Genomic DNA, 25,570 nt, shown 5'->3' with positions numbered 1-25,570 from the left:
TTGTTAACTCCGCCCGGCCAAAAGCCGGACGGGTTCGATTTCGTCACAGATAAAAACAAACAGGTGACGCATGACCGTTAGAAAAACGCTGAACTCCTGGTGCCTGCGCTGGGGTTTGATCGGCGCTGCTTGAGTCGACTGACAAAGCAGCAACGTGCAATGAACATCATCAAACCTTGCGTGAGACCCTTTTCATGAGTGGACCCCATTCGCATTCAGGTGAACTGAAGCGCGGCCTTAAAAATCGTCATATTCAATTGATCGCCCTCGGTGGCGCAATCGGTACCGGCTTGTTCCTGGGCTCGGCGGGGGTGCTGAAGTCAGCTGGCCCGTCAATGATCCTGGGGTACGCCATTTGCGGTTTCATTGCGTTCATGATCATGCGCCAATTGGGCGAAATGATCGTGGAAGAGCCGGTGGCTGGCTCCTTCAGCCACTTTGCCCATAAGTATTGGGGCGGTTTCGCGGGTTTCCTGTCGGGCTGGAACTGCTGGATCCTGTACATTCTGGTGGGCATGTCGGAGCTGACGGCCGTCGGCAAGTACGTGCATTACTGGTGGCCGGAGATTCCGACCTGGGTCTCGGCCGCGGCGTTTTTCGTGCTGATCAACGTGATTAACCTGACCAACGTCAAAGTGTTCGGCGAGGCTGAATTCTGGTTTGCGATCATCAAGGTCGTGGCCATCGTCGGCATGATTGCCCTGGGCAGTTACCTGCTGGTCAGCGGCAGCGGCGGGCCCCAGGCCTCGGTGAGCAACCTGTGGGAGCATGGCGGGTTCTTCCCCCACGGCGTCGGCGGTCTGGTGATGGCCATGGCGTTCATCATGTTTTCGTTCGGTGGCCTGGAAATGCTTGGCTTTACCGCCGCGGAAGCGGACCAGCCACGTACTGTTATCCCCAAGGCCATCAACCAGGTGATCTACCGGATCCTGATCTTCTACATCGGCGCCCTGGTGGTGTTGCTCTCGCTGATACCTTGGGACAGCCTGCTGGTAACCTTGAACGCATCCGGCGATGCTTACAGCGGCAGCCCGTTTGTCCAGGTGTTCTCGATGCTGGGCAGCAACACCGCCGCGCACATCCTCAACTTCGTGGTGTTGACGGCGGCCCTGTCGGTGTACAACAGCGGGACGTACTGCACCAGCCGCATGTTGCTGGGCATGGCCGAACAAGGCGATGCGCCGGCGGCGTTGGCGAAGATCGACAAGCGTGGCGTGCCGGTGCGGTCGATCCTGGCATCGGCGGCGATCACGGTGGTGGCGGTGCTGATGAACTACCTGATTCCGCAGCACGCGCTGGAACTGCTGATGTCCCTGGTCGTGGCCACGTTGGTGATCAACTGGGCGATGATCAGTTTTTCCCACTTCAAGTTCCGCCAGCACATGAACCGTACCGGCCAGGTGTCGTTGTTCAAGGCGTTGTGGTATCCCTATGGCAACTATGTTTGCCTGGCATTCGTGGTGTTTATCCTGGGCGTCATGCTGATGATTCCGGGCATTCAGGTGTCGGTGTATGCGATCCCGGTGTGGCTGGTGTTCATGGGGGTGTGCTACTACTTCAAGAACAAGCGCAAGGCTTCCGCCTATACCCGCGTGCAGAGCCCGGCGGTAAAGTAATTCGCTGCCGCTGAAGAAAAACCCGGACATGTTCCTAATGCTATTCAGTTAAGAAAGTCGCGTGCCGAACACCCGCTTGTGGCAAGCCCCCTCGCCACGGGAGAGTTTCAGCCTTAACTGAACGGCATTGCGGACATGTTCCGGGTTTTTTTGGTCTGCCAGAAGACGTTATGCGGATCTGGCGTCGGTTGTTACAGCTTGCACCGTGGGACAGGGAACCGGGTGGCGAAGTGAACCACATAGGATGGCTGGCGTTGTCAGCCGATTTTTCCTATCTGATAGCTTGGGAGTTGAGTTATGCGTGTTCCTGTTGGCGCGTTGAATCCGTCTGGTCTGTTAAACGGTGCTGATTCCTTGTCAGACACGCGTGCCCAGTGCAAAAGCCTCGAAACCGAGAAGGCGCAAGAAATACCGCATACAGGCGTGTCCGTTGCCGGGAAAAATTACTCTCCGGCCGAGGCGAGCGCGCTGGTAAGGGCCTTCGTCAAAGACACCCTGCAAAATTCAAACTATGAAAATAAAGAGAACCTGGAGCGGCGGGCGAAGAATTTTTTTAAGCACATCGAGTCCGAAATGGCTATTTGCCTGGGCGTTGAAAAGGACTTGCAACGTGACGACTCCCCGGTCTCGCAACTGTCTTCGCATATGGTACATCTGGTTCGCGGTTTGTGGATGAATGCCCAAAGTGACCGGGCTTTTCGCGAGCAACTGCATAAAGAACTGTTGGCTCCCAGCAACGACCCCGATCGCGTTTTACTGACGGGTGAGGGCAAAGGTGGGCTGTACCTGGGAATGAAGCACCTGCACGCCATGTTGGTCAACGGCGAGCAAGGCCCGTTGACCCGTGAAGACGCGCAGCAGGGGGCCGAAATGGCGTTTGGCATAAAAGCCATGGCCGAGGCGATGAGCAGTCAGGATTCGATGCTTGCGGGGCTCGAGGCCTACACCGCCAAACATCGAGTCGGCTCCAACCGTGTCGTCGATGGGGTGAAGACCCACCATTTCACCAGTCCCCACGGCACGGACCTGCGTAACGACCTGGGCACGCAAATTCGCGACCAGTCGGGCGTGCCGGTCATGCTGGGAACCTCGGGTGGTGCTTCGGATGTGGCTTCCACGCTGCGGCATGCCGCCGAGTCGCAACAGCAATCCATGTGGCCAGGCGCAATGAGCGAGAACCAGGGGCGGGAAGCCATGATGGGATTGGTGTTTCACCTGATGCGCCATCAGGTGACAGACAATGCCCAGGCGTTTTACGACAAGATGAGACGTGACTTGCATGGCCTGCCTTCCAAGAAGGTCGAGCCGACGCTGATTTTCTCCCACTCGTTCCCTGAAGTGGTGACCGGTGTGGAGATGACCCTGAACAACGAAAAGCCAACCGAGCGTGACGCGATGATCAGGTCGACACAGCTTGCCAAAGTGCTGCTGGACAAGGCCTTTGCCGATAGAGATGCCTGACAGTCCTGGATAAGTAACGCCCATGGCAAGCCGGTACATGGCAGTGATGCATTCGCGTATCCTGAGTGACCCCCTCGAATCGCGGACCTTGCTTTCCATGCTGGTGATTTCCAACAACGTGCATCTGCCCGACGCCGAGATCGAGTTGACCGCCATCCGTGCCCAAGGCGCCGGTGGCCAGAACGTCAACAAGGTCTCCAGTGCCGTGCATCTGCGTTTCGACATCCCGGCCTCGTCCCTGCCGCCGTTCTACAAGGAACGATTGCTGGCGCTGCGCGACAGTCGTATCACCAGCGAAGGGGTGCTGGTACTCAAGGCCCAGCAATATCGGACCCAGGAGCAGAATCGCGCCGATGCCCTGGAACGCTTGGTGGAGTTGATCCTCAGCGCGACCAAGGTGGAGAAAAAACGCCGCCCCACCAAACCGACCCTGGGCTCGAAAAAGCGACGCCTGGAATCGAAGACCAAGCGCGGCAGTATCAAGGCCGGGCGTGGCAAGGTGGATTTCTAGCCTGCGTTGCGTTCTTCGCGGTATTTGGGGGCCTGTCGATATAAATACAGGCTGAGCAGCAGCCCGGCGAAGGCAGCGAGCGCGGCGAACAGAAAGATCGAGGCAAAGCCGAAACCCGCTGCAATCGCTCCTGCCAGCGGCCCGGTGATGCCCAGCGACAGGTCGACAAACAGCGAATATGCGCCCACCGCCGCCCCCCGGCTGGAGGCTGGCACCAGGTTGACCGCTTCCACGCCAAGCGCGGGAAACACCAGGGAAAAACCGAGCCCGCTCAACGCTGCGCCGGCCAGTGCCCATTCGGCGTTCGGCGCCAGCCACAGCAACAACAGGCCCAGGCTTTCCACCGCCAGGCAGGCGATCGCCACGCGAAAGCCACCTATCCGGTTGATCAGGTTGCCAAACAGCAGGCGTGCGCCGATAAAGCTCGCCCCGAACAGGCTCAGGCACAGTACGGCGTTGTCCCAATGCTGGGTGGCGTAATACAGAGTGATAAAGGTCGCGATGGTGCCAAAGCCAATGGAGCCCAGCGCCAACCCGCAGCCGTGGGGCAGAACGCGGCCCAGCACATGCATGAACGGCAAGCGTTCGCCTGCGACCACTGGCGCCGCGCGTTTCGGCCAGGCCAGCAGCAACCCCAGCAGCGCCAGCAAAATAATGCTCAGGCCCATGCTCCACAGCCCCAGTCGATTGACCAGCCACACCCCCAACGGTGCGCCAATGGCCAGGGCGCCGTAGCTGGCGATGCCATTCCAGGAGATGACTTTGGCGGTGTGCGTCGCGCCGACCCGCCCGATGCCCCAGCCGATCGAGCCTGAACCTACCAGGCTTTCGGCGCTGCCCAACACCAGGCGGCCGATCAACAGGCTGGTCAGGCTCAGGACGGGCAGGTGTGTCAGCCAGGTCGAGAGCAACATGAATACGCCGCTCAAGCCGCAGCCTGCCAAGCCGTACATCACCGCGCGCTTGCTGCCCCGGTTATCGATGATACGTCCGGCGTAAGGCCGGCTCAGCAGGGTGGCGAGGTATTGCACGCTGATCACCAGCCCGGCGACGACCGCGCCAAATCCCAGCTCGCTGTGGACGTAGCCCGGCAGTACGGCCAAGGGAATGCCGATATTCAAGTAACCGATAAAGGTGAACAAAACGATGGAAACGACTTGCAGCGTGACCGCCATGGGGCGCTGGGTTTCTGGCATGGGAAGAGATCCACTGTCGCGGCAAAAAAAAGATAGCCTGCTTATGATACCGGTGCTTTGGCTCACGTAGGGCGGCAAAACACAAAACTCTGGATCAGTGGTGTCAGGGGAAGGACGAGACACCGACGCTTATCGAGCCGCTGCGCCACGCATGAGCCAGGAAGGCGATCAGCTATCGGCGGGGTTGAGCAGGCGGGTCGTTACCAGGGCGGCCAGGGCATTTTCCTGGGTGCCGAAGCGCTTGAGCAGCAACGCTTGTTTTTCAGGGCTGAGGCGACTCCACACGTCGACCATTTGCATGGCCGCGCCGAGCAAGGCGTCGTCAGGGTCGGGCTGGGGGCGATCGGTCATGTTGCGAATCTCTGCTACGGGTATTTCAGGCAGTGTGGAAAGCGCGCAATGTCACGCTTTCCACACGGTCTGGGTATTGCGTCAGTCTTGGCTTTCGCTGTCGACAGGTGCTGCTTCTTTGGGCTCGGCCTTGTCGCTGCCGGCCTGTTGCGGGGTTGGCTGCTCGGTCTCGTGCAGGCTTGGGAAGGGGAGATTAGGGATCTCGTGCATCGTCGTCGCTCCTCGCAAGGTCTGTTGATGAATTGCAGGTATTCCACGCTTTTAACAAAGCCCGGGCAGCATACAGCACTGTAAATGACAAAAAGACTTTTATTCCCCGAATGGATAAACCTTGATGGCCGAGAAGCAAGGGACATAACGTCACACTGCGGCGCTCTGCTCATCGGCGTGGCTTTTATTGTTTTGACGTGAAGGGCTCAAAACGGCACTTTGCCTAGAATCATGTCGCGATACATGACGAAATCTCCCAGCAGGCTGTAGAACGGATGCTGAAAAGTCGCCGGACGATTTTTTTCAAAAAAGAAATGCCCGGCCCACGCAAAGCTGTAGCCAGCCAGCGGCAGTGCGAGCAATAGCCACCAGGCACCTTTGCCGACGGCCAAGGCGAAAATGAAAATTACCAGGCTGGTGCCGATAAAGTGCAGGCGTCGGCAGGTGCTGTTGCCGTGTTCGCTCAGGTAATACGGATAGAACTCAGCGAAGCTATTGAATTTTCTTACATTTTCCATGATAGCCGGCCCTCTGTTGTTGTTCCATCGAATCGGTGTTCGGTGGGGAGCTTATTTGAGTCTAGAGTCATCAGCTCTAACGGCCAGTGACAATAGATGCCACTTTAGTATCCTTTGATGCCTGGCTGCGGTTTCGGCCTTCCCTTTATAGAACGCAAGCCAAGAAAACGTCATGAGCGAACGAACGACTTCTGCAAGCTGGGCGATGGGGATAGTCAGGGCGCTGGAGATGGAGGGCCTGGATTGCCGAGCCTTGTTCAAGCAGATCGGCCTGGATTACGCGGCCCTGAATGACCCGGACGCGCGCTTCCCCCAGGATTCGATGACCCGGCTCTGGCAGCGGGCGGTGGAGTTGTCGGGCAACCCGGCGATTGGCCTGAACATGGGTAAGGTGGCGCGCCCGGCGTCCTTTCATGTGGTGGGCTATGCCTTGATGTCCAGTCGTACGCTCGCCGAGGGGTTTATGCGTCTGGTCCGTTATCAGCGAATCATCGCCGAAAGCGCCGAATTGAGCTTTCGCCTGTTACCCGAAGGCTATGCGTTGATCCTGACCGTGCATGGTGACCATCTGCCACCCACCCGGCAAAGCGCCGAGGCCTCTCTGGCCAGCGCGTTGGCGTTGTGCGGCTGGTTGACCGGTCGCACCCTGCAACCGCACAAAGTGCTGGTGCAGGGCGACCAGCCGGCGGACCTGGAGCCCTACAGGCAAGCCTTCCATGCACCGTTGGTGTTCAACGCGCCCTATGACGCGCTGATTTTCGAGCATGCGGATATGGAAGCACCATTGCCGACGGCAAATGAGGCGATGGCGTTGCTGCATGATCGTTTTGCCGGAGAGTACCTGGCGCGCTTTTCTGAGAGTCGGGTCACCCACAAGGCGCGTCAGGTGCTGTGTCGACTGTTGCCCCAGGGCGAGCCCAAGCGCGAGGTGGTGGCGCAGACGCTGCACTTGTCCCAACGCACCTTGCAGCGGCGTCTGCACGAGGAGGGCACCAGCTTCCAGACCTTGCTCGATGACACACGCCGCGAATTGGCCGAGCAATACCTGGCGCAGCCGAGCATGACGCTGCTGGAAATTGCCTACTTGCTGGGGTTCGCCGACCCGAGCAATTTTTTCCGCGCGTTCCGTCGCTGGTTCGATGCCACGCCCGGTGTGTACCGGGCGCGGATGCTCAAGGGCGCGGCTCTCAGTGACGCCAGAATGCCGGGATACACAACACGAACACCGTAATGATCTCCAGACGTCCCAGCAGCATGCCAAGCGACAGAATCCACTTGGCCGCGTCCGGCAATGTGGCGAAGTTGCCGGCCGGGCCAATGGTTTCGCCCAGGCCGGGACCGACGCCGGAGACGGTACTGGCGGCGCCGGTCAAGGCGGTCATCCAGTCAAGGCCGAGCAGCGACAGCGCCAGGGCAATCACGCAGATGGTAATGGCGAAGAAGAACGAAAAGGTCAGGATCGAGCGGACGATTTCTTCATCCAGGCGATGACCGTTGTACTTCTGCTTGATCACCGCCCGCGGGTGAATCAGTTGATTCAAGTTAGCCTTGAGCAGGATGTAGGCGACCTGGAAGCGAAATATCTTGATCCCGCCTGCGGTGGAACCCGAGCAACCGCCGATAAAGCCCAGGTAGAAAAACAGCATCAGTGAGAAGTTGCCCCACATGCTGTAGTCCCCGAGCGCAAAGCCGGTGGTGGTCACAATGGACGTGACGTTCAGCGCGACATGACGCAAGGCTTCGAGCCAATGCAGGTTGGTGGTCCACCAATACCAACTGCCGAGTACCAGCCAGGTGACCAGCAGCAGGGCGAGCAGGCCTTGTACCTGTTGGTCCTTGATCAGTGCCTTGCGATTGCCACGCAAGGTGGCGACATACAGGGCAAATGGCAAACTGCCCAGAATCATCACCACCACGGCCACCCAGTGCACCGCCGGCTGGTTCCAGTGGGCCAGGGATTGGTCCGAGGTGGAGAACCCACCGGTGGAAATCGCCGACATGGCGTGGTTGATCGCATCGAACAAGCCCATGCCGGCCCACCAGAATGCCAGGCTGCCGAAGATGGTAATGCCGACATACGCCGCCACGATCAGCCGCGCCACCATATGGGAGCGGGGCATGACTTTCTCCGAGCGGTCCGAGGATTCGGTCTGGAACAGGCGCATGCCACCGATCCGCAGCAGCGGCAGAATTGCCACCGCCATGGCGATAAAGCCGATGCCGCCGAGCCAGTGCAGCAGTGAGCGCCAGATCAGAATACCCGGTGACATGGTGTCCAGGCCGCTGAGCACGGTGGCGCCGGTGGCCGTGATGCCGGACATGCTTTCGAAGAACGAGTCGGTGTAGCTGATGTGCTGGGTCAGCAGGAATGGCAGCGCGGCGAAGATGCACACCACCACCCAACTGCTGACCGTCAGCAGGTACATGTCCCTGGGGCGCAGGTGTACATGTTCCGGGCGGCCGGGGATTACCAGGGCCACGCCGGCGACAAAGGTGATCATGCTTGCCCAGAGAAAGGACGGCAGGTCGCTGGTGCGTTCGAAAAACACCAGGGTCGCCATCGGTACCACCATGGCGATCGCGAGGGTGATCAGGAAGATGCCGATGATGAAACCAATGATCCGTAAGGTCGGCAGCGCCATGAAGTCCGCTCGGGTGACAGGAAGAGGCGCCATTCTACCTGCGGTACAGGTCTTGTAAACCGGGGGCTGTAAAGGCTCTACGGTGGAAATGTGGAACGGGCTTGTGTGGGAGCGGGCTTGCTCGCGATTGCAGTGGGTGAGGCCCGGATGTATTGGCGGGCCCAGCGTAATCGCGAGCAAGCCCACTCCCACAGGGTTTTGCGGTATGTGTGCGACTGCAAATGATCGCTATAAAAAAGGCGACCCGAAGGCCGCCTCATTGACTCACTCGAACCGCGCTGATCAGAAATCGTGTTCAGCGTTGTCCGGGTTCAGGTCGCCGATCCCCAGCTTGCCGGCCACCTGTTCGATGGCGCCGGTCTGCTTGACCAGCGAAGCAATGGCGTCGCGCACGATCTGGTTGCCCGCTTCGTTGCCGGCGGCGATCAGTTGATCGTAGTGCTCGCCCTTGTCGGCGTGGTCAACCATGACCTGGATCTTGGCTTCGGTGGCAGCCAGGTCAGCCTTGAGGGCTGCGTCGGCGGCCGGATCGACCTTGGCTACCAGGGACGACAGGCTGGCGCCGGTCATCTTGGTGCCATCAACGCGGGTGTATTCGCCCAGGTACACGTTGCGGATGCCTTTGGCGTCGTAGAACTGCGAGTTATGCGTGTTATCGCTGAAGCAGTCGTGCTCGTCTTCTGGCGAGTTGGCTTCCAGGGATACTTTCATGCGCTCGCCCGCCAGTTCGCCCAGGGACAGGCTGCCCATGCCGAACAGCATCTTGCGCAGGCCGTCGGTGGCAGGTTCTGCTTCCAGCGTGGCGCGGTAGTTGTCTGCGACGTCGGGTTTCCAGTTGCCGACCATTTCTTCCAGGTCGCTGACCAGCAGTTGGGTCACGGCGTTCAAGTAGGCACGGCGACGCTCGTTATGGCCACCGGTGGCGCCTTCACCTTGCAGGTAGTCCGAAGCCGGACGGTTACCGGCGCCAGGGCCTGTACCGTTCAGGTCCTGGCCCCAGAGCAGGAATTCGATGGCATGGTAGCCAGTGGCGACGTTGGCTTCGGAACCGCCCAGCTCATTGAGGCTGGCGAGTTTTTCAGCAGTGATTTCCTTGACGTCGATTTTGTCTTCGCCGACCTGGATTTCGGTGTTGGCGATGATGTTGGCGGTGGCGCCCGGGTTGCCGAGTGCATGGGCGTAGGATTTGTCGACATAGTCGATCAGGCCTTCGTCCAGCGGCCAGGCATTCACCTGGCCTTCCCAGTCATCGATGATGGTGTTGCCGAAGCGGAACACTTCGCTCTGCAGGTAAGGCACGCGGGACGCGATCCAGGCGGTACGGGCGGCCTTCAGCGTCTCGTCGTTGGGGTTGGCGAGGAACGTGTCGATAGCGGTCTGCAGGGTTTTCGCGGTGTCCAGGGAATCGCTGTAGACAGCGAACACCATGTCTGCGTAATGCGCGACGACCGCCTTGGCGGCGGCCTCGTCGACCTGGCCAGCGGGAGCGGCGGCAGCTGGAGTGCTGGCAGCGGGCGTAGGTGCCTGAGGAGCGGCGGCCTTGTCCTTGCCCTCGCCGCAACCGGCGAGAGAAATGGCGATGGCCAGCAGACTGGCGGTGGCCAGGGGCATACGAATCATGGCGAACATCCTGCTTCGGTAGATGACTGGGGCGCACCGTGGCGCGCAAAACTGCAACATAATGCGAAAGATTTGCATTTTCTGTAAAGGGTTGGCGCGGTAAAAATTTAACATTAGGATGCCGACCGCCCAAGACCGCGCCTCGGGTGGCCATCATCGTGCTACAGAATCGCGGCGTTATTGCGTGCGGATTGCTTCAGGTACGCCGCCAACTCGCGCGCCGGCAGCGGTTTGCTGTAGTGATAGCCCTGGCCTTCATGGCAACCTTCGGCGATGACATAGGCTTCCTGCTCGACGGTTTCCACGCCTTCGGCGATCACCTGCATCCCCAGGCTTTTGCCCAGTTGGATGATCGCACGCACGATGCTCGCATCGTCGTCGTCCTCCAGCAGGTCCTGGACGAAGCTCTTGTCGATCTTGATCTTGTCCAGGGGCAGGCTTTTCAGGTAGCTGAGGGAGGAATACCCGGTACCGAAGTCATCGATAGCGATCAGCGCACCGGAACGCCGCAGGCTCAGCAGGTGCTGGGCGGCGGTACTGATGTCTTCCATCAGACCGGTTTCAGTGACCTCCAGCTCGAGGCTGCCGGGCGGCAGGCGATAAATCTGCAGCAGATTGTTGACCACCCGTGGCAGCTCGGCGTGGTGCAGTTGCACCGTGGACAGGTTGACGGCCATCCGCAGCGCGGGGAACCCCAGGTCATGCCATTCGCGCAGTTGCCGGCAGGCCTGGTCCAGTACCCATTCGCCAATCTTGATAATCGTGCCGTTCTGTTCAGCCAAGGGAATGAACAGGTCCGGCGGCACCAGGCCGTGTTCCGGATGTTGCCAGCGCAGCAGCGCCTCGACGCCGACCACGTGGTGGTCGCGGTAACTGATCTGCGGTTGATACACCAAGTGCAGTTGATCGCGGTTCAAGGCCTCGCGCAGGTCTTTCTCCAGTTCGCGGCGACGGCGCATTTCACTGTCGACGCTGGCGATATAGAACTGGTAGCGACTGCGCGAGCGGCTCTTGGCCAGCGTCATGGTTTGCTCGGCTTTTTGCAGCAGCTTCTCGGTGCTGTCGCCGTCTTCCGGGAACAAGGTAATGCCAATGGTGGCCCGCAGGCGGATTTGCTGGTGATCGAGGGCGAATTCGGCGTCCAGGTCATCAAGGATGCTCTGGGCCAGTTCGGCCGCCTCGTAGGGCTGTTCGATGTCGGGCTGGACCAGGGCGAACTGGTCGCCTCCCAGGCGGGCGAGGGCTCCGAGGCGGCCACTGTGAGCGCGCAGGCGGTCGGCCAGGGCCAGCAATAACTGATCGCCCGCCTGGTAGGTGAACTGCTCGTTGACGCTTTTGAAGTCGTCCAGGCCGACGCATAACACCGCGACCCGACGTTGCCGGCGACCGGCATCAATGAGGATCTTGTCCAACTGCTCCTGGAGTTTCTGGCGATTCGGCAGCCCGGTCAGAAAGTCATACTGAGCCATGCGCAGCAGGCTGTTTTCGGCTTCGTGACGCAGGTGGGTGTTGCGCTCGATGGAGGCCAGCAACTGGTTGGCGGTGTTGATCCAATGTCCCAGCTCGTTGTTTTCGTGTCCTTTGAGCAGCGGAATCTTGTGTTCGCTCGGGCGGTCGGGGTTGATCGAACTCAGGTGCCCGATGATCCGCGACAGCGGCTTGGTCAGCAGCCAGTGATAGACCAGGTACAACACCAGGCCCATGGCCAGGGCGCGCAATACGCCGGAGATGAAGATGATCACCGAGCTGACAATGAAGCTGTTGCCGTAAATGGCGGTGTCGAGGGTGATGCTCAGGTCGCCGTAATATTCGCTGTACGGCCCACGCCCCACCAGCGGTGTGGTGAAGGTGCGTTGCTGGCCGAGGATCAGGTCGGTGAGCCAGCGGCTGGAAGAGTGCTGCAGGGCGCGGCTCTTTTCGGCGAGCATCGGTTCGTTGGGATGACCGATGGAAGCCATGCGCACGGATTCATCTTGGAAGAGGCCTTCAATCACCTGCATGCCCATCTCACGATCCAGGCTGTAGACCGCCTGAGTGGATGGGTCGCGAAACATGTCGAGGATGCGCTGGGCATCCCCAGCCACCGCCTGACGGGTTTTATAGGCGTCAAAGACAATCTGGGCCGCACTCAGTACCACCCCGACTATGAGTGCCGAAAGCAGCACAACCCGGAGCAACTTCACCGACAAGCTGTTTTTGAGTTCCAGCTTCAAAGGGTCATTCCTTGTTCCATTCGGGTAGCCTCAAGATGCCATGAGTATTGGCAATCCCGTGATGGCAGTCAAAGGGACATTATCGGTGTTGATAATTTGCTGTCATGGAGGGATGCACTTCGGTGTGGCCGAGTCGATAGTGGTGCGGGGCGGGAAGCAGCGTCGACTTGGTGTTTTCGCCTGCTGAATCGCGCTGGCGGCGAATTCAGTCGCTCTCCACTATTCACTCCGCAGGGTGGTTCCGCTTGTGCCATGAGGCGCGCGGCCGTTGCTTGAATCCCGCGTCGCGGTGTTTTTTGCCGAATTGCGCCCATGAAAAAGCCCGGCAAGGGCCGGGCTTTTTCTACTGCAAGGCGTGCTTAAGCAGTGAAGGTCTTGCCTTCGAATTGCTCGGCAACGAACTTCCAGTTGACCAGGTTCCAGAACGCTTCCACATACTTTGGACGCACGTTGCGATAGTCGATGTAGTAGGCGTGCTCCCAGACGTCGCAGGTCAGCAGCGGGGTGTCGCCGCTGGTCAGCGGGTTGCCGGCGCCGATGGTGCTGGCCAGGGCCAGGGAACCGTCAGCTTTTTTCACCAGCCAGCCCCAACCGGAACCGAAGGTCCCGACCGAAGTCTTGGTGAACTCTTCCTTGAACTTGTCGAACGAACCGAACGCGGCGTTGATGGCTTCCGCCAGTGCGCCGGTCGGTTGACCACCGGCGTTTGGCGCCAGGCAGTTCCAGTAGAAGGTGTGGTTCCAGACCTGAGCGGCGTTGTTGAAGATGCCGCCCGAAGAGGATTTGACGATCTCTTCCAGGGACTTGCCTTCGAACTCGGTGCCTGGCACCAGGTTGTTCAGGTTCACGACATAGGTGTTGTGGTGCTTGTCGTGGTGATATTCCAAGGTTTCCTTGGAGATGTGCGGCTGCAGGGCATCGTGTGCGTACGGCAGCGGCGGCAATTCGAAAGCCATGATAATTCTCCTAATCAGGTCAGTTGCGGTGAGCGCAAGGCCGATCACGGGCGGCCAAACATGCGCCGGGGAGTTTGTACTCTTTGCGGCGCAGGGGCTGGATCATAGCACCGGGGGTGCGGCAAAACCACGCAACAACTGTGTGGGAAAGAGGTTCCAGAGTCTTTTGCCGGTTCTTCAAATAAGTTCAGGGATGCGTATTAATTGGTAAGCCACGGAGAACATCATCACCGCCACCAGCAAATCCAGCAGACGCCAGGTCGCCGGGCGCGCCAGCCACGGTGCGAGCCAGGCGGCGCCGAGGGCCAGCGTGGAGAACCACAGGAATGAAGCACTGGCGGCGCCTGCGACATAGGCGCCTGGCTCGGTTTGCTGGGCGCCCAGGGAACCGATCAACAACACCGTGTCCAGGTACACATGGGGATTGAGCAGGGTAACGGCCAGCGCGCTGAGCATCACCGCGCGCAGCGACCGCACATTTTGCCCCTCGCCTTGCCCCAGGCTTTGCCGCGAGCAGGCGCGGCGCAGCGCCAGGGCGCCATACCACAACAGGAAGGCTGCGCCGCCCCAGCGCGCAATCGCCAGCAACAGCGGGTTGTGCGCCAGCACGGTTGCCAGGCCGAACACCCCGGCGGCCACCAGCAATGCATCACATACCACGCACAACGCCGCCACGGGCAGGTGGTGTTCGCGACGCAGACTCTGGGCCAGGACAAACGCGTTTTGCGTGCCGATAGCCATGATCAGTCCAAGGGCCACCAGCAAGCCGTTTACATAACTCTGCCACATGAAATTTACTCTACCTGTCGATCAATACTGGCGATTGTCGCGGTTGAAGCTGTATAAGAAAAACAAATATTGCTGATCGCTCATTAGGAAAACTGATGTTTGACTATAAGTTGCTTTCTGCCCTGGCGGCGGTGGTGGAGCAGGCCGGTTTCGAACGCGGCGCCCAGGTACTCGGCGTGTCGCAATCGGCGATCTCCCAACGCATCAAATTGCTCGAGGCACGAATCGGTCAGCCAGTGTTGGTGCGCGCGACACCGCCGACGCCGACGGAAATCGGCCGGCGGCTGCTTAACCATGTGCAACAGGTACGGTTGCTTGAGCGCGATCTGCAAAGCCAGGTCCCGGCCCTGGATGAGGAGGGCGTGCCCGAACGTCTGCGCATCGCCTTGAACGCCGACAGCCTGGCGACGTGGTGGGCGCAGGCGGTGAGTGACTTTTGCGCTGATCAGCACTTGTTGCTGGACCTGGTGGTGGAAGACCAGACTGTGGGCCTCAAGCGCATGCGGGCTGGCGAAGTGGCCGCCTGCGTATGCGCCAGCGAGCGGCCTGTCGCCGGGGCCCGGAGCTTGCTGCTCGGCGCCATGCGCTACCGTGCGCTGGCCAGCCCGGGGTTTATCGCCCGCCACTTTCCGCACGGAGTGCAAGCGGATCAAGTGGCGCGTACACCCGCGCTGGTGTTTGGTCCCGATGACTTTTTGCAACACCGCTATTTGGCATCGCTGGGCGTCGATGGAGGTTTTCAGCACCATTTATGCCCGTCGTCCGAAGGTTTTATCCGTTTGACGGAAGCCGGGTTGGGCTGGGGGCTGGTGCCGGAACTCCAGGTCCGCGACCAACTCCAGGCGGGCATTCTGGTTGAGCTGTTGCCAGATAAACCCATCGATGTGCCGTTGTACTGGCATCATTGGCGCAGTGGCGGGCAATTGCTCGGTTTGTTGACCGAACACCTGGCGCGGGCAACCGGCCAGTTGTTGGTGCCGTTCTAGCCGTCTCGAGCGTCAAGCTCCAGGCTGCAAGCTAAAGAGGCGGCAGATTGTTTTTAACTTGCAGCTTGAGGCCTGACGCTCAAGGCTGCACCCGTAGGAGGCTGCATGAAAATTCTGGTCACCGGCGCAAGCGGCTTCATCGGCGGGCGCTTTGCGCGTTTTGCCCTGGAGCAAGGCCTGGATGTGCGGGTCAACGGGCGGCGGGCAGAAGGGGTCGAGCACCTGGTACGGCGCGGCGCCGAGTTTATTCAGGGGGATCTGAATGATCCGGACCTGGTGCGCAACCTCTGCCGCGACGTTGACGCCGTGGTGCATTGTGCCGGCGCCGTGGGGTTATGGGGGCGTTACCAGGACTTTCACCAAGGCAATGTGCTGGTGACAGAGAACGTCGTCGAAGCCTGTCTCAAACAACGTGTCGGGCGCCTGGTGCATCTGTCGTCGCCGTCGATCTATTTTGATGGGCGTGACCACCTTGGATTGACCGAGGAGCAAGTCCCCAAGCGCTTCAGGCATCCTTATGCCGCGACTAAGTACCTGGCCGAGCAAAAGGTCTTCGGTGCCCAGGAGTTTGGTTTGGAGGTGCTGGCCCTGCGCCCGCGTTTTGTCACGGGTGCCGGTGACATGAGCATCTTTCCGCGCTTGTTGAACATGCAGCGCAAGAATCGTCTGGCAATTGTCGGCGACGGTTTGAACAAGGTCGATTTCACCAGCATCCACAACCTCAACGAGGCATTGCTCAGCAGTTTGCTGGCCACCGGTTCCGCGTTGGGCAAGGCTTACAACATCAGTAACGGCGCGCCGGTGCCGGTGTGGGATGTAGTCAACTACGTCATGCGGCACATGCAGATGCCTGAGGTCAGGCGTTACCGCTCCTACGGTTTGTCCTACAGTGTCGCAGCGCTCAACGAAGCCTTCTGCGCCCTCTGGCCGGGGCGCCCGGAGCCGTCGCTGTCACGGTTGGGGATGCAGGTGATGAACAAGGACTTTACCCTCGATATCAGCCGTGCCCGGCATTATCTCGACTATCAGCCCACGGTCAGCCTGTGGGCGGCCCTCGATGAATTTTGCCATTGGTGGAAGGCCCAGGACCCGGGCAATCGATAGAATCGGCGGGCGGAACCGGTTTTTCCGTGTTCGGATCAATCACCGCGACAGGCAAGGGGTTTATACTCGCGCCGCTTGGCTTTTCATGTGGCTACCTCAGGATTTAAGGTTGATTCATGCGTAACGATGCTAACGACGACTTCGACACAGTGCCGAGCCTTCGCGCCGACCTTGGCGACGATGACTTTGTGCCGACCTCCGCAACCTCCGTGCGCTCGCGCCCGGCGCCGGTGGTCAAGGCCAAGGGCGCCAGCACCGGGCCTTTGTGGGCCTTGGTGGGCGCGCTGCTGTTTGCTTTCGCCGGCCTGGCCTGGTGGAGTTTCCAGCAGATTTCCCTGATGGGGCAGCAATTGGTGGCGACTCAGGAAAGCTTCGCCCGTATCAGCGAGGAAGCCGCTGGGCGTTTGCAGGCTATTTCCGGCAAGGTGGTGGCCAGTGAGGCCAGCGTCAATACCGGCAGTGAAGCGTTGAAAATGCAGATCAAGCAGTTGCAGGCCCAATTGCTTGAGCAAGGCAAACAGCAGGTGGGCGTGGCGGGCCAGGCTTCGGACCTGGACAAGCGCCTGGCACAAATGAGTGCCAGCACCACGGAACTGGCGACCGTCAATACGCAGTTGCAAGCGCAGGTCCAGGCACTCACCAGTGAATTGGCGACGCTCAAGGCCGCACAGGCCGAAGCGGCCAAGCTGGATGCCGAGGTCAAGGGCCTGGCAACCGACGTGGCGGCCTTGAAGAAGCAAGGCAATCCGGCGTCGGCCATCGCCCGTCTGGAGCAGGATCTGTTGGTGGTCAAGAGCGAGCTGGACAATCGCGCCGCCAGCGAAGGGCCGACCAATAAGGAATTTGATGTGTTCCGGATCCAGACCACGCGCAACATCACCACCTTGCAGACGCAGATGCAGACCTTGCAGCGCAAGCTTGGCGCGCAGGTGGGAGCCACACCGCCCGCGCAATGATCGCGCCGCTGCAATGCGGGAAATGTCACCGCTCGGTGACATTTCCCTTGCCCTTCGTTACGTGTGCCGCCCTGGCCCTTGTTTAGACTCCCGTCATCCCACAAAAACAAAAAGGGCCGACCATGACCATGCAACCACTGCCTGCCAGCAGTTGGCTGAACGCACCTGCCCATCACACTTGGCTTGCCGCCGAAGGGCAGCGCCTGTTGATGTTCGCCAAGTCCGCCAGGCTGCCAGACGGTTTCGGCAATCTGGATGAACAAGGCCGCCTCCCAGCCGATGCCTGTGCCGAAACCATGAACACCGCCCGCATGACCCACAGTTTTGCCATGGCCCATGCCATGGGGTTGCCAGGCTATGCCGAGTTGGTCGAGCACGGCGTGGCGGCACTCGGCGGTCCGTTGCGTGATAGCGAGCACGGTGGTTGGTTCGCCGTGGCCCAGGCCCGCGACGGCAACAGCGGCAAGGCGGCGTACCTGCACGCCTTTGTGGCCCTGGCCGCGAGTTCGGCGGTGGTGGCCGGCGCGCCCGGTGCGCAGACGCTGTTGAATGACGCGATCCACATCATCGAGCAGTTCTTCTGGAGCGAGGAGGAGGGCGTGATGCTCGAGTCCTTCGCGCGAGACTGGACTGGCGAAGAGGCTTATCGCGGGGCCAACAGCAACATGCACGCCACCGAAGCCTTTCTCGCCCTGGCTGATGTCACGGGGGATACCCGCTGGCTGGAACGTGCGCTGCGCATTGTGGAACGCCTGATCCACAGCCATGCGGCAGGCAATCAGTTCATGGTGATCGAGCATTTCGACCGTCAATGGCAGCCGCTGCCGGGTTACAACGAGGACAACCGCGCCGATGGCTTTCGTCCTTATGGCATCACCCCCGGCCATGGTTTCGAGTGGGCGCGGCTGTTGCTGCACCTGGAAGCCGCGCGCCTGCACGCCGGACTGGCGACACCGCAATGGCTGCTGAGCGATGCCAAGGGCTTGTTCGCCAGCGCTTGTGAATACGCCTGGGCCGTGGATGGCGCCCCCGGCATCGTCTACACCCTGGATTGGCATCAGCGCCCGGTGGTACGCGAGCGTCTGCACTGGACTCATGCCGAGGCCAGCGCCGCTGCCCAGGCCCTGCTCAAGCGCACCGGCGAGCGGCATTACGAAACCTGGTACCGGCGTTTCTGGGAGTTTTGCGAGACCCATTTTATCGACCGCATCCACGGCAGTTGGCACCACGAGCTCAGCGCGCAGAACCAGCCCAGCAGCAAAATCTGGGGTGGCAAGCCGGACCTGTACCACGCCTGGCAAGCGGTGGTCCTGCCCGGGCTGCCCTTGGCACCGAGCATGACCAGCGCCCTGGCTGCAGGTGCTTATGTCACCACCTGGTGACATTTGCCCGTCCCTTTGTTACCTGTCAGTCAAAGATCCCTGTTTAAAATCCCGTGCAGCGCAAGCTCTAGACTTGCATGCATAACAACAAAAAAGGTACTCAGATGAACGCGATTAATCGCCTCGCCGTTGCTATTTCCATTGCCTCGTTGTTTCCCCTCAGTGCTGTTGCCGCCGACTCGAAAGGGACGGTTGAAGTTGTGCATTGGTGGACCTCGGGCGGTGAGAAAGCGGCAGTAGATGTCCTGAAGGCCCAAGTTGAGAAAGACGGCTTCACCTGGAAAGACGGTGCCGTCGCAGGTGGCGGTGGCGCCACCGCCATGACCGTGCTGAAAAGCCGCGCGGTCGCCGGCAACCCGCCCGGCGTTGCCCAGATCAAAGGTCCCGACATCCAGGAATGGGCATCCATCGGACTGCTCGACACCGAAGTGCTGAAGGACGTAGCCAAAGCCGAGAAGTGGGACAGCCTGCTCGACAAGAAAGTCTCCGATACCGTGAAGTACGAGGGTGATTACGTCGCCGTGCCGGTGAACATTCACCGCGTCAACTGGCTGTGGATCAACCCTGAGGTCTTCAAGAAAGCCGGTATCGAGAAGAACCCGACCACCCTCGAAGAATTCTACGCAGCCGCCGACAAGCTCAAGGCCGCGGGTTTCATTCCGTTGGCCCACGGTGGCCAGCCGTGGCAGGACAGCACCGTGTTTGAAGCGGTCGTGCTCTCGGTCATGGGCGTGGACGGCTACAAGAAAGCCCTTGTGGACCTGGACAATGCCACCCTGACCGGTCCGGAAATGGTCAAGGCGCTGACCGAACTGAAGAAAGTCGCGACCTATATGGACCCCGACGGCAAGGGCCAGGACTGGAACCTGGAAGCGGCCAAGGTCATCAACGGCAAGGCCGGCATGCAAATCATGGGTGACTGGGCCAAGAGCGAGTGGACCGCGGCCAAGAAAATCGCGGGCAAGGACTACCAGTGCGTAGCCTTCCCGGGCACCGATAAAGCCTTCACCTACAACATCGACTCCCTGGCGGTGTTCAAGCAGAAAGACAAAGGCACCGCCGCGGGTCAGCAGGACATCGCCAAAGTCGTGTCGGGTGAGAACTTCCAGAAAGTCTTCAGCATCAACAAAGGCTCGATCCCGGTTCGCAACGACATGCTGGCCGACATGGGTAAATACGGCTTCGACAGCTGCGCCCAGACCGCTGCCAAGGACTTCCTCGCGGATTCCAAGACGGGTGGCCTGCAGCCGAGCATGGCGCACAACATGGCAACCACACTGGCTGTCCAGGGCGCGTTCTTTGACGTCGTGACCAACTACATCAACGACCCGAAAGCCGATCCTGCCGAGACCGCCAAACAACTCGGCGCGGCGATCAAGTCGGCTATGTAACACATGTGAGGGTGGGCTTGTGTGGGAGCGGGCTTGCTCGCGAAAGCGTCACTGCGGTGTAACTGATACACCGCAGCGCCTGCATCGCGAGCAAGCCCGCTCCCACATAAAGCCAGCTTCACAATGTTCATTCGCTAGTCTTTTTTCACTGTATTGGATTTTCCCATGAGTTCTGTTGCTGTGTTCAGCAAGGCCTCGCCGTTAGATGCACTGCAGCGCTGGCTACCCAAACTGGTACTGGCACCCAGCATGTTCATCGTTCTGGTGGGCTTTTACGGCTACATCCTGTGGACGTTCGTTCTGTCGTTCACCAACTCGACGTTCCTGCCGACCTACAAATGGGTCGGCCTGGCGCAATACGAGCGGTTGTTAAACAACGATCGCTGGTGGGTGGCGAGTAAAAACCTGGCGCTGTTCGGCGGCATGTTTATCGGCATTACCCTGGTGATCGGCGTGCTGTTGGCGGTGTTCCTCGACCAGCGCATCCGCCGCGAAGGGTTTATCCGCACTATTTACCTGTATCCGATGGCGCTCTCGATGATCGTCACCGGTACCGCCTGGAAATGGCTGCTCAACCCGGGCATGGGCCTGGACAAACTGATGCGCGATTGGGGTTGGGAAGGCTTTCGCCTCGACTGGCTGATCGATCCGGATCGTGTGGTGTATTGCCTGGTGATCGCCGCCGTCTGGCAAGCCTCCGGCTTTATCATGGCGATGTTCCTGGCCGGCCTGCGGGGTGTCGATCAATCGATCATCCGCGCCGCGCAGATCGACGGCGCGAGCCTGCCGCGCATTTACTGGAAAGTGGTGCTGCCAAGCCTGCGTCCGGTGTTCTTCAGTGCGGTGATGATCCTCGCGCACATCGCGATCAAGAGTTTTGACCTGGTGGCGGCGATGACGGCCGGTGGGCCGGGGTATTCGTCTGACTTGCCAGCGATGTTCATGTATTCCTTCACCTTCAGTCGCGGCCAGATGGGCATAGGTTCGGCCAGTGCGATTCTGATGCTCGGTGCGATCCTCGCGATCATTGTGCCTTACCTGTATTCCGAGCTGAGGACCAAGCGTAATGACTAGTCTCGCCAAACCCTCGATCAGCCTGAGTCGCCTCGCGATCCACGGCGTGCTGTTCGTGGCTGTGCTGCTGTACCTGGTGCCGCTGGTGGTCATGCTGCTCACCAGCTTCAAGACCCCGCAAGACATCAGCAACGGCAACCTGCTGAGCTGGCCCACGGTGGTCAGCGGTATTGGCTGGGTCAAGGCCTGGGCCACGGTCAACGGTTACTTCTGGAACTCGATCCTGATCACCGTTCCGGCAGTCCTGATCTCGACCACCATCGGCGCGTTGAACGGCTATGTGCTGTCGATGTGGCGCTTTCGCGGTTCGCAGTTGTTCTTCGGCCTGTTGCTGTTCGGCTGCTTCCTGCCGTTCCAGACGGTGCTGCTGCCGGCTTCGTTCACCCTTGGCAAGATGGGCCTGGCAAGCACCACCACCGGCCTGGTGTTCATACACGTCGTGTATGGCCTGGCGTTTACCACGCTGTTCTTCCGTAACTACTACGTCAGTATTCCGGATGCATTGGTCAAGGCTGCGCGCCTCGATGGCGCCGGTTTTTTCACGATTTTCCGCCGGATCATTCTGCCGATGTCGACGCCGATCATCATGGTCTGCCTGATCTGGCAGTTCACCCAGATCTGGAACGACTTCCTGTTCGGTGTGGTGTTCTCCAGCGGTGACTCCCAGCCGATCACCGTGGCCCTGAATAACCTGGTCAACACCAGCACCGGGGCCAAGGAATATAACGTGGACATGGCGGCGGCGATGATCGCCGGGCTGCCGACCCTGCTGGTCTATGTGGTCGCAGGCAAGTATTTCGTGCGCGGCCTGACGGCCGGCGCGGTCAAGGGGTAATCATGGCAACGCTCGAACTTCGCAATGTAAACAAGTCCTACGGTTCCGCCCTGCCGGACACCTTGAAGAACATTGAACTGTCGATCAAGGACGGTGAGTTCCTGATCCTCGTCGGCCCCTCAGGGTGCGGCAAGTCGACCTTGATGAATTGCATCGCCGGCCTGGAAAACATCACCGGCGGCGCGATCATGATCGGTGATCAGGACGTCAGCGGCATGAGCCCCAAGGATCGCGACATCGCCATGGTGTTCCAGTCCTACGCGCTGTACCCGACCATGAGCGTGCGCGAGAACATCGAGTTCGGCTTGAAGATCCGCAAGATGAGCCAGTCGGCCATTGATGAGGAAGTGGCGCGGGTCGCCAAATTATTGCAGATCGAACACCTGCTCAATCGCAAGCCGGGCCAACTCTCGGGCGGTCAGCAACAGCGCGTGGCAATGGGCCGTGCCCTGGCGCGGCGACCGAAGATCTACCTGTTCGATGAGCCACTCTCCAACCTCGACGCCAAGCTGCGGGTCGAGATGCGCACCGAAATGAAACTGATGCACCAGCGCCTGAAAACCACCACGGTCTACGTGACTCACGACCAGATCGAAGCGATGACCCTGGGCGACAAAGTGGCGGTGATGAAGGACGGCATCATCCAACAGTTCGGTACGCCGAAAGAGATCTACAACAACCCGGCCAACCAGTTTGTCGCCAGCTTCATCGGTTCGCCGCCGATGAACTTCATTCCGCTGCGTTTGCAGCGCAAGGAAGGCCGCCTGCTGGCGCTGCTCGACAGCGGCCAGGGGCGTTGTGAATTGCCATTGAGCATGAACGACGCAGGTCTTGAAGAGCGTGACGTGATCCTTGGCCTGCGCCCGGAGCAAATCGCCCTGGCGGCGGGTGAAGGCGACGGCTCTTCGAGCATTCGTGCCGAAGTCCAGGTCACCGAACCTACCGGGCCGGACACGTTGGTATTCGTCCAGCTCAATGACACCAAGGTCTGCTGCCGCCTGGCGCCCGATGTGGCACCGCAAGTGGGCGAGACCCTGACCCTGCAGTTCGATCCGGCCAAAGTGTTGCTGTTCGACGCCAAGACCGGTGAGCGACTGGGCACACAGGCTGCATCGCCGGCCAGTGCGCCAGCCCGTTCCCAAGTTGGTGAAGTAAATTAAGTTGTTGTTTTAGATAAAAAAAGTAAACCGCGTTAGATAAAAACAGTTTAATAACAATAAAGACGAGGATGTAGGGATGAAAAAGCAACACAACAACACTCGGCTGCTCTGCCAACTGTCAGCAGTAGCAGCTCTGGTTTTGTCCGCCAATGCGATGGCTGACGAAGCATTCAGCGCCGATTCCAAATGGATGACGGGCGATTGGGGTGGTGAGCGGACCAAGCTGATCGAGCAAGGTATCGACATCAAGGCGGATTATGTCGGGGAAATGGGCGCCAATCTGCACGGCGGCTACAACGACGACAAGACCGGTCGTTACGCCGATCAGTTTGGCCTGGGCGTGGCGCTGGACCTGGAAAAACTCTGGGGCTGGGATAACACCCAGGCGAAGATCCAGCTGACCAATCGTAACGGCTACAACATCTCCAACGACCGCGTTGGCGATCCGCGTGCCGGCACCTTGAGTTCCTCCCAGGAAGTCTGGGGTCGTGGCCACATGGTGCGTCTGACCCAATTGTGGATCCAGCACCAGTTCCTCGACGGCAAGCTGGACGTCAAGGCCGGTTACTTCGGCGAAGGCGAAGACTTCAATACCTTCCCCTGCGAGTTCCAGAACCTGGCGTTCTGCGGCTCACAAGTGGGTAACTGGGCAACCAACATCTGGTACAACTGGCCGGTCATGCAGGCTGCGTTGCGTGTGAAGTACCACATCAATCCCGAGCTGTATGCGCAGATCGGTGCCTACAACCAGAACCCGTCGCAAACCGAACACGGTAACGGTTTCAAACTCAGCGGCAGCGGTACCAAGGGCACCGTGCTGCCAGTCGAGCTGGTCTGGTCGCCGAAGGTCAACAACCTGCCGGGCGAATACCGCGTGGGTTACTACAAAAGCACCGCCAAGGCCGATGACGTCCGTGAGGACATCAATGGTGGCGATGCGGCAACCACCGGCGCCGCTTATCGTTCCCACGATAGCAAGAGCGGTTACTGGTTCGTGGCTCAGCAACAACTCACCACGCATAACGGCGACGCTACCCGCGGCCTGAATATCGCGGCTAACGCCACCTTCCACGACAAGGACACCAACGTCGTCGACAACTACCAGTCGCTGATGTTCGTGTACAAGGGGCCATTCGACGCACGTCCGAAGGATGATGTCGGTATCGGTTTCTCGCGTATCCATGTCAACGATGACGTGAAGAAAAACGCCCAGTTGGCCAACGCCGCCATTGGTGTCTCCGACTATGACAACGTGCTGTACTCGCCGCTGCGTGACACTGAGTACAACTACGAAATCAACTACGGCTTCCACGTGACCAACTGGCTGACCGTGCGTCCCAACCTGCAATACATCACCCATCCGGGTGGCGTGGAACAAGTCGACAACGCCTTGGTCGCCGGCCTGAAAATTCAGTCGGTGTTCTAACGCGGTTGCGATAAGCTCTTCTCTCTGTGCGCATTTTGCGGATAGCCTTGGCTATCCGCTTTTTTTTCGGGTGGGGCATCTCACTGTAGGAGCGAGCTTGCTCGCGAAGAACCTGAGAGCGCCGCGTTGAAACAGGCCTCCCGCGTTTTCGTTTACGGCCTCCGCGAGCAAGTTCGCTCCTACAGTGAGATGCGCATTTGCGCGACATGATTTACAGGACCGTGGCACATGCATGAGCATCCGCTGCAACGCTTTTTCAAATCCCTGCGGGAGCGTCCGGTGTTCGCTTGGGAGCGCTTTCAAATGCGCGACGTGTTGGTGATTGACCATCCGCTGTGCCAAGCGGTGTTCAGTCGCCAGGGCGCGCAGTTGCTGCACTTTCAGCCCAGGGGGCAAAAACCCTGGTTGTGGTGCGCGGCGAAATGGCCGCAGGTGGGGGCGATTCGTGGTGGTGTGCCGGTGTGTTGGCCGTGGTACGGCCGCCATCCCAGCGAAAATGCCTGGCCGTCCCATGGCTGGGCGCGGCTGATTGATTGGAAACTGCTGGACAGCAGTGCCGACGACGAAGGTGTGTATCTGCACTGGCGATTGCAGTTATGCGATTGGCAAGTGGACCTGCATGCGCATTTGGGTGAAAGCCTGGAGTTGCGCCTGTGTACCGAGCATCAAGACGAACTGCCTTGCCAACTGAGCCATGCATTGCACGCTTATTGGCGCATTGGTCACGTCGGTGAGATAGCGCTGTCCGGACTGGACGGGGCGCAGGGCTACGATCAGTTGAGTCGACAGGCTTGTCAGCAGGAGGGTGAATTGCGGGTCGATGGCGGCTGCCAACGGGTGTTCCAGCACGAGGGCGAATTGCAGCTCAAGGATCACGCCTGGCAGCGTGAGTTGTGCATTGATACGGGTGACAGCGCGGACACGGTGGTGTGGCATCCGGGCAGTCGGCCATTGCTGGGGGTGAGTTTTAACGAGGCGTCGGGGTTTGTGTGTGTCGAGTCGGCAATGGCGGGCGCCAGCCTGGCGCCGGGGGAGAGGGCGCATTTGAGTTTGCAGGCTCGGGCTGGGGTTTAGCGGTATTGCTGATGACTTCTTCGCGAGCAAGCCGGCTTCCACATGCCTTACCGTGAAAGGCGGCCGAATGTGGGAGCGGGCTTGCTCGCGAAAGCGCCG

At 59.8% G+C, this 25,570-nt stretch carries 23 protein-coding genes; 14 read left to right on the top strand and 9 right to left on the bottom strand.

The genetic code is table 11. From position 1 onward, the window contains the following. Positions 1 to 194 precede the first annotated feature (194 nt). The 3 genes from AC6CIA_RS24635 to arfB all read left to right on the top strand — a co-directional run bounded on the left by AC6CIA_RS24635 (position 195) and on the right by arfB (position 3,588). Positions 195 to 1,616, top strand: coding sequence for an amino acid permease (locus tag AC6CIA_RS24635; RefSeq protein ID WP_498315710.1), 1,422 nt, complete (start codon positions 195 to 197; stop codon positions 1,614 to 1,616). Positions 1,617 to 1,913: 297 nt separating this feature from the next. Beyond that, the gene (locus AC6CIA_RS24630; RefSeq protein ID WP_498315709.1) at positions 1,914 to 3,077 is read left to right on the top strand and encodes a hypothetical protein; all 1,164 of its coding nucleotides are present in this window, start codon (positions 1,914 to 1,916) and stop codon (positions 3,075 to 3,077) included. Between the two features lie 97 nt (positions 3,078 to 3,174). Next, the gene (gene arfB, locus AC6CIA_RS24625) at positions 3,175 to 3,588 is read left to right on the top strand and encodes an alternative ribosome rescue aminoacyl-tRNA hydrolase ArfB (protein WP_339530897.1); all 414 of its coding nucleotides are present in this window, start codon (positions 3,175 to 3,177) and stop codon (positions 3,586 to 3,588) included. On the opposite strand, the gene AC6CIA_RS24620 is transcribed toward arfB, so the two are convergent. From AC6CIA_RS24620 to AC6CIA_RS24605, 4 genes are all read right to left on the bottom strand, one after another. After that, on the bottom strand, positions 3,585 to 4,784 hold the full coding sequence (locus AC6CIA_RS24620; RefSeq protein WP_498315708.1) for an MFS transporter: 1,200 nt from the start codon (positions 4,782 to 4,784) through the stop codon (positions 3,585 to 3,587). The genes arfB and AC6CIA_RS24620 overlap by 4 nt on opposite strands. A 168-nt stretch (positions 4,785 to 4,952) precedes the next feature. Continuing rightward, on the bottom strand, positions 4,953 to 5,135 hold the full coding sequence (locus AC6CIA_RS24615; RefSeq protein ID WP_084381087.1) for a hypothetical protein: 183 nt from the start codon (positions 5,133 to 5,135) through the stop codon (positions 4,953 to 4,955). Between the two features lie 81 nt (positions 5,136 to 5,216). Next, the gene (locus AC6CIA_RS24610; protein WP_255313284.1) at positions 5,217 to 5,345 is read right to left on the bottom strand and encodes a hypothetical protein; all 129 of its coding nucleotides are present in this window, start codon (positions 5,343 to 5,345) and stop codon (positions 5,217 to 5,219) included. A gap of 206 nt (positions 5,346 to 5,551) precedes the next feature. Then, entirely contained in the window at positions 5,552 to 5,863 is a 312-nt protein-coding gene (locus AC6CIA_RS24605; RefSeq protein WP_498315707.1) for an Mpo1-like protein, read from the bottom strand. Positions 5,864 to 6,035: 172 nt separating this feature from the next. Here AC6CIA_RS24605 and AC6CIA_RS24600 point away from each other — a divergent pair, with 172 nt between their 5' ends. Further along, on the top strand, positions 6,036 to 7,094 hold the full coding sequence (locus tag AC6CIA_RS24600) for an AraC family transcriptional regulator (RefSeq protein ID WP_498315706.1): 1,059 nt from the start codon (positions 6,036 to 6,038) through the stop codon (positions 7,092 to 7,094). On the opposite strand, the gene AC6CIA_RS24595 is transcribed toward AC6CIA_RS24600, so the two are convergent. The 5 genes from AC6CIA_RS24595 to AC6CIA_RS24575 form a co-directional block, all read right to left on the bottom strand. Continuing rightward, positions 7,051 to 8,505: a TrkH family potassium uptake protein gene (locus AC6CIA_RS24595; protein ID WP_498315734.1), complete on the bottom strand. Its 1,455-nt coding sequence runs from the start codon at positions 8,503 to 8,505 to the stop codon at positions 7,051 to 7,053. The genes AC6CIA_RS24600 and AC6CIA_RS24595 overlap by 44 nt on opposite strands. A 282-nt stretch (positions 8,506 to 8,787) precedes the next feature. Beyond that, positions 8,788 to 10,125, bottom strand: a complete 1,338-nt coding sequence (locus tag AC6CIA_RS24590; protein ID WP_498315705.1) for an imelysin family protein — start codon at positions 10,123 to 10,125, stop codon at positions 8,788 to 8,790. A gap of 161 nt (positions 10,126 to 10,286) precedes the next feature. Beyond that, positions 10,287 to 12,338: a putative bifunctional diguanylate cyclase/phosphodiesterase gene (locus AC6CIA_RS24585; protein WP_498315704.1), complete on the bottom strand. Its 2,052-nt coding sequence runs from the start codon at positions 12,336 to 12,338 to the stop codon at positions 10,287 to 10,289. A gap of 359 nt (positions 12,339 to 12,697) precedes the next feature. After that, positions 12,698 to 13,294 carry a superoxide dismutase gene (locus tag AC6CIA_RS24580; protein ID WP_084381081.1) on the bottom strand — a complete coding sequence of 199 codons (597 nt, stop codon included), beginning with the start codon at positions 13,292 to 13,294 and terminating at the stop codon, positions 12,698 to 12,700. A gap of 177 nt (positions 13,295 to 13,471) precedes the next feature. Next, the gene (locus AC6CIA_RS24575; RefSeq protein ID WP_498315703.1) at positions 13,472 to 14,083 is read right to left on the bottom strand and encodes a LysE/ArgO family amino acid transporter; all 612 of its coding nucleotides are present in this window, start codon (positions 14,081 to 14,083) and stop codon (positions 13,472 to 13,474) included. A gap of 95 nt (positions 14,084 to 14,178) precedes the next feature. On the opposite strand from AC6CIA_RS24575, the gene AC6CIA_RS24570 reads away from it, so the two are divergent. From AC6CIA_RS24570 to AC6CIA_RS24525, 10 genes are all read left to right on the top strand, one after another. Then, positions 14,179 to 15,069 carry a LysR family transcriptional regulator ArgP gene (locus AC6CIA_RS24570; protein WP_498315702.1) on the top strand — a complete coding sequence of 297 codons (891 nt, stop codon included), beginning with the start codon at positions 14,179 to 14,181 and terminating at the stop codon, positions 15,067 to 15,069. A gap of 105 nt (positions 15,070 to 15,174) precedes the next feature. Further along, entirely contained in the window at positions 15,175 to 16,173 is a 999-nt protein-coding gene (locus AC6CIA_RS24565) for an NAD-dependent epimerase/dehydratase family protein (protein WP_498315701.1), read from the top strand. 116 nt (positions 16,174 to 16,289) lie between these two features. After that, the gene (locus AC6CIA_RS24560; protein ID WP_498315700.1) at positions 16,290 to 17,129 is read left to right on the top strand and encodes an ATPase; all 840 of its coding nucleotides are present in this window, start codon (positions 16,290 to 16,292) and stop codon (positions 17,127 to 17,129) included. Between the two features lie 122 nt (positions 17,130 to 17,251). Next, positions 17,252 to 18,511, top strand: a complete 1,260-nt coding sequence (locus tag AC6CIA_RS24555) for a D-mannose isomerase (protein ID WP_498315699.1) — start codon at positions 17,252 to 17,254, stop codon at positions 18,509 to 18,511. A 104-nt stretch (positions 18,512 to 18,615) separates the two neighbouring features. Next, entirely contained in the window at positions 18,616 to 19,902 is a 1,287-nt protein-coding gene (locus tag AC6CIA_RS24550) for an ABC transporter substrate-binding protein (protein WP_498315698.1), read from the top strand. Between the two features lie 165 nt (positions 19,903 to 20,067). Further along, positions 20,068 to 20,976 carry a carbohydrate ABC transporter permease gene (locus AC6CIA_RS24545; protein ID WP_498315697.1) on the top strand — a complete coding sequence of 303 codons (909 nt, stop codon included), beginning with the start codon at positions 20,068 to 20,070 and terminating at the stop codon, positions 20,974 to 20,976. Further along, a complete protein-coding gene (locus tag AC6CIA_RS24540; RefSeq protein WP_498315696.1) occupies positions 20,969 to 21,811 on the top strand; it encodes a carbohydrate ABC transporter permease in 843 nt (280 codons plus the stop codon). The genes AC6CIA_RS24545 and AC6CIA_RS24540 overlap by 8 nt, the downstream gene beginning before the upstream one ends. A 2-nt stretch (positions 21,812 to 21,813) precedes the next feature. Further along, positions 21,814 to 22,971: an ABC transporter ATP-binding protein gene (locus tag AC6CIA_RS24535; RefSeq protein ID WP_339530805.1), complete on the top strand. Its 1,158-nt coding sequence runs from the start codon at positions 21,814 to 21,816 to the stop codon at positions 22,969 to 22,971. A gap of 76 nt (positions 22,972 to 23,047) precedes the next feature. Then, on the top strand, positions 23,048 to 24,397 hold the full coding sequence (locus AC6CIA_RS24530) for a carbohydrate porin (RefSeq protein ID WP_339530807.1): 1,350 nt from the start codon (positions 23,048 to 23,050) through the stop codon (positions 24,395 to 24,397). A 228-nt stretch (positions 24,398 to 24,625) separates the two neighbouring features. Further along, complete coding sequence (locus tag AC6CIA_RS24525) at positions 24,626 to 25,471, top strand: D-hexose-6-phosphate mutarotase (RefSeq protein ID WP_498315695.1); 846 nt, start codon at positions 24,626 to 24,628, stop codon at positions 25,469 to 25,471. Positions 25,472 to 25,570: the final 99 nt, after the last annotated feature.

The sequence above is a fragment of the Pseudomonas sp. GQ91 genome (genome assembly GCF_059758795.1).
This window is presented reverse-complemented; position numbering and strand designations above follow the sequence as displayed.

Excerpts from the sequence above, each read along its gene's own strand:
- AC6CIA_RS24635 (WP_498315710.1), top strand. The coding sequence starts at position 195 with ATGAGTGGACCCCATTCGCATTCAGGTGAACTGAAGCGCGGCCTTAAA.
- AC6CIA_RS24630 (WP_498315709.1), top strand. The coding sequence starts at position 1,914 with ATGCGTGTTCCTGTTGGCGCGTTGAATCCGTCTGGTCTGTTAAACGGT.
- arfB (WP_339530897.1), top strand. The coding sequence starts at position 3,175 with ATGCTGGTGATTTCCAACAACGTGCATCTGCCCGACGCCGAGATCGAG.
- AC6CIA_RS24620 (WP_498315708.1), bottom strand. The coding sequence starts at position 4,784 with ATGCCAGAAACCCAGCGCCCCATGGCGGTCACGCTGCAAGTCGTTTCC.
- AC6CIA_RS24615 (WP_084381087.1), bottom strand. The coding sequence starts at position 5,135 with ATGACCGATCGCCCCCAGCCCGACCCTGACGACGCCTTGCTCGGCGCG.
- AC6CIA_RS24610 (WP_255313284.1), bottom strand. The coding sequence starts at position 5,345 with ATGCACGAGATCCCTAATCTCCCCTTCCCAAGCCTGCACGAGACCGAG.
- AC6CIA_RS24605 (WP_498315707.1), bottom strand. The coding sequence starts at position 5,863 with ATGGAAAATGTAAGAAAATTCAATAGCTTCGCTGAGTTCTATCCGTAT.
- AC6CIA_RS24600 (WP_498315706.1), top strand. The coding sequence starts at position 6,036 with ATGAGCGAACGAACGACTTCTGCAAGCTGGGCGATGGGGATAGTCAGG.
- AC6CIA_RS24595 (WP_498315734.1), bottom strand. The coding sequence starts at position 8,505 with ATGGCGCTGCCGACCTTACGGATCATTGGTTTCATCATCGGCATCTTC.
- AC6CIA_RS24590 (WP_498315705.1), bottom strand. The coding sequence starts at position 10,125 with ATGATTCGTATGCCCCTGGCCACCGCCAGTCTGCTGGCCATCGCCATT.
- AC6CIA_RS24580 (WP_084381081.1), bottom strand. The coding sequence starts at position 13,294 with ATGGCTTTCGAATTGCCGCCGCTGCCGTACGCACACGATGCCCTGCAG.
- AC6CIA_RS24575 (WP_498315703.1), bottom strand. The coding sequence starts at position 14,083 with ATGTGGCAGAGTTATGTAAACGGCTTGCTGGTGGCCCTTGGACTGATC.
- AC6CIA_RS24570 (WP_498315702.1), top strand. The coding sequence starts at position 14,179 with ATGTTTGACTATAAGTTGCTTTCTGCCCTGGCGGCGGTGGTGGAGCAG.
- AC6CIA_RS24565 (WP_498315701.1), top strand. The coding sequence starts at position 15,175 with ATGAAAATTCTGGTCACCGGCGCAAGCGGCTTCATCGGCGGGCGCTTT.
- AC6CIA_RS24560 (WP_498315700.1), top strand. The coding sequence starts at position 16,290 with ATGCGTAACGATGCTAACGACGACTTCGACACAGTGCCGAGCCTTCGC.
- AC6CIA_RS24555 (WP_498315699.1), top strand. The coding sequence starts at position 17,252 with ATGACCATGCAACCACTGCCTGCCAGCAGTTGGCTGAACGCACCTGCC.
- AC6CIA_RS24550 (WP_498315698.1), top strand. The coding sequence starts at position 18,616 with ATGAACGCGATTAATCGCCTCGCCGTTGCTATTTCCATTGCCTCGTTG.
- AC6CIA_RS24545 (WP_498315697.1), top strand. The coding sequence starts at position 20,068 with ATGAGTTCTGTTGCTGTGTTCAGCAAGGCCTCGCCGTTAGATGCACTG.
- AC6CIA_RS24540 (WP_498315696.1), top strand. The coding sequence starts at position 20,969 with ATGACTAGTCTCGCCAAACCCTCGATCAGCCTGAGTCGCCTCGCGATC.
- AC6CIA_RS24535 (WP_339530805.1), top strand. The coding sequence starts at position 21,814 with ATGGCAACGCTCGAACTTCGCAATGTAAACAAGTCCTACGGTTCCGCC.
- AC6CIA_RS24530 (WP_339530807.1), top strand. The coding sequence starts at position 23,048 with ATGAAAAAGCAACACAACAACACTCGGCTGCTCTGCCAACTGTCAGCA.
- AC6CIA_RS24525 (WP_498315695.1), top strand. The coding sequence starts at position 24,626 with ATGCATGAGCATCCGCTGCAACGCTTTTTCAAATCCCTGCGGGAGCGT.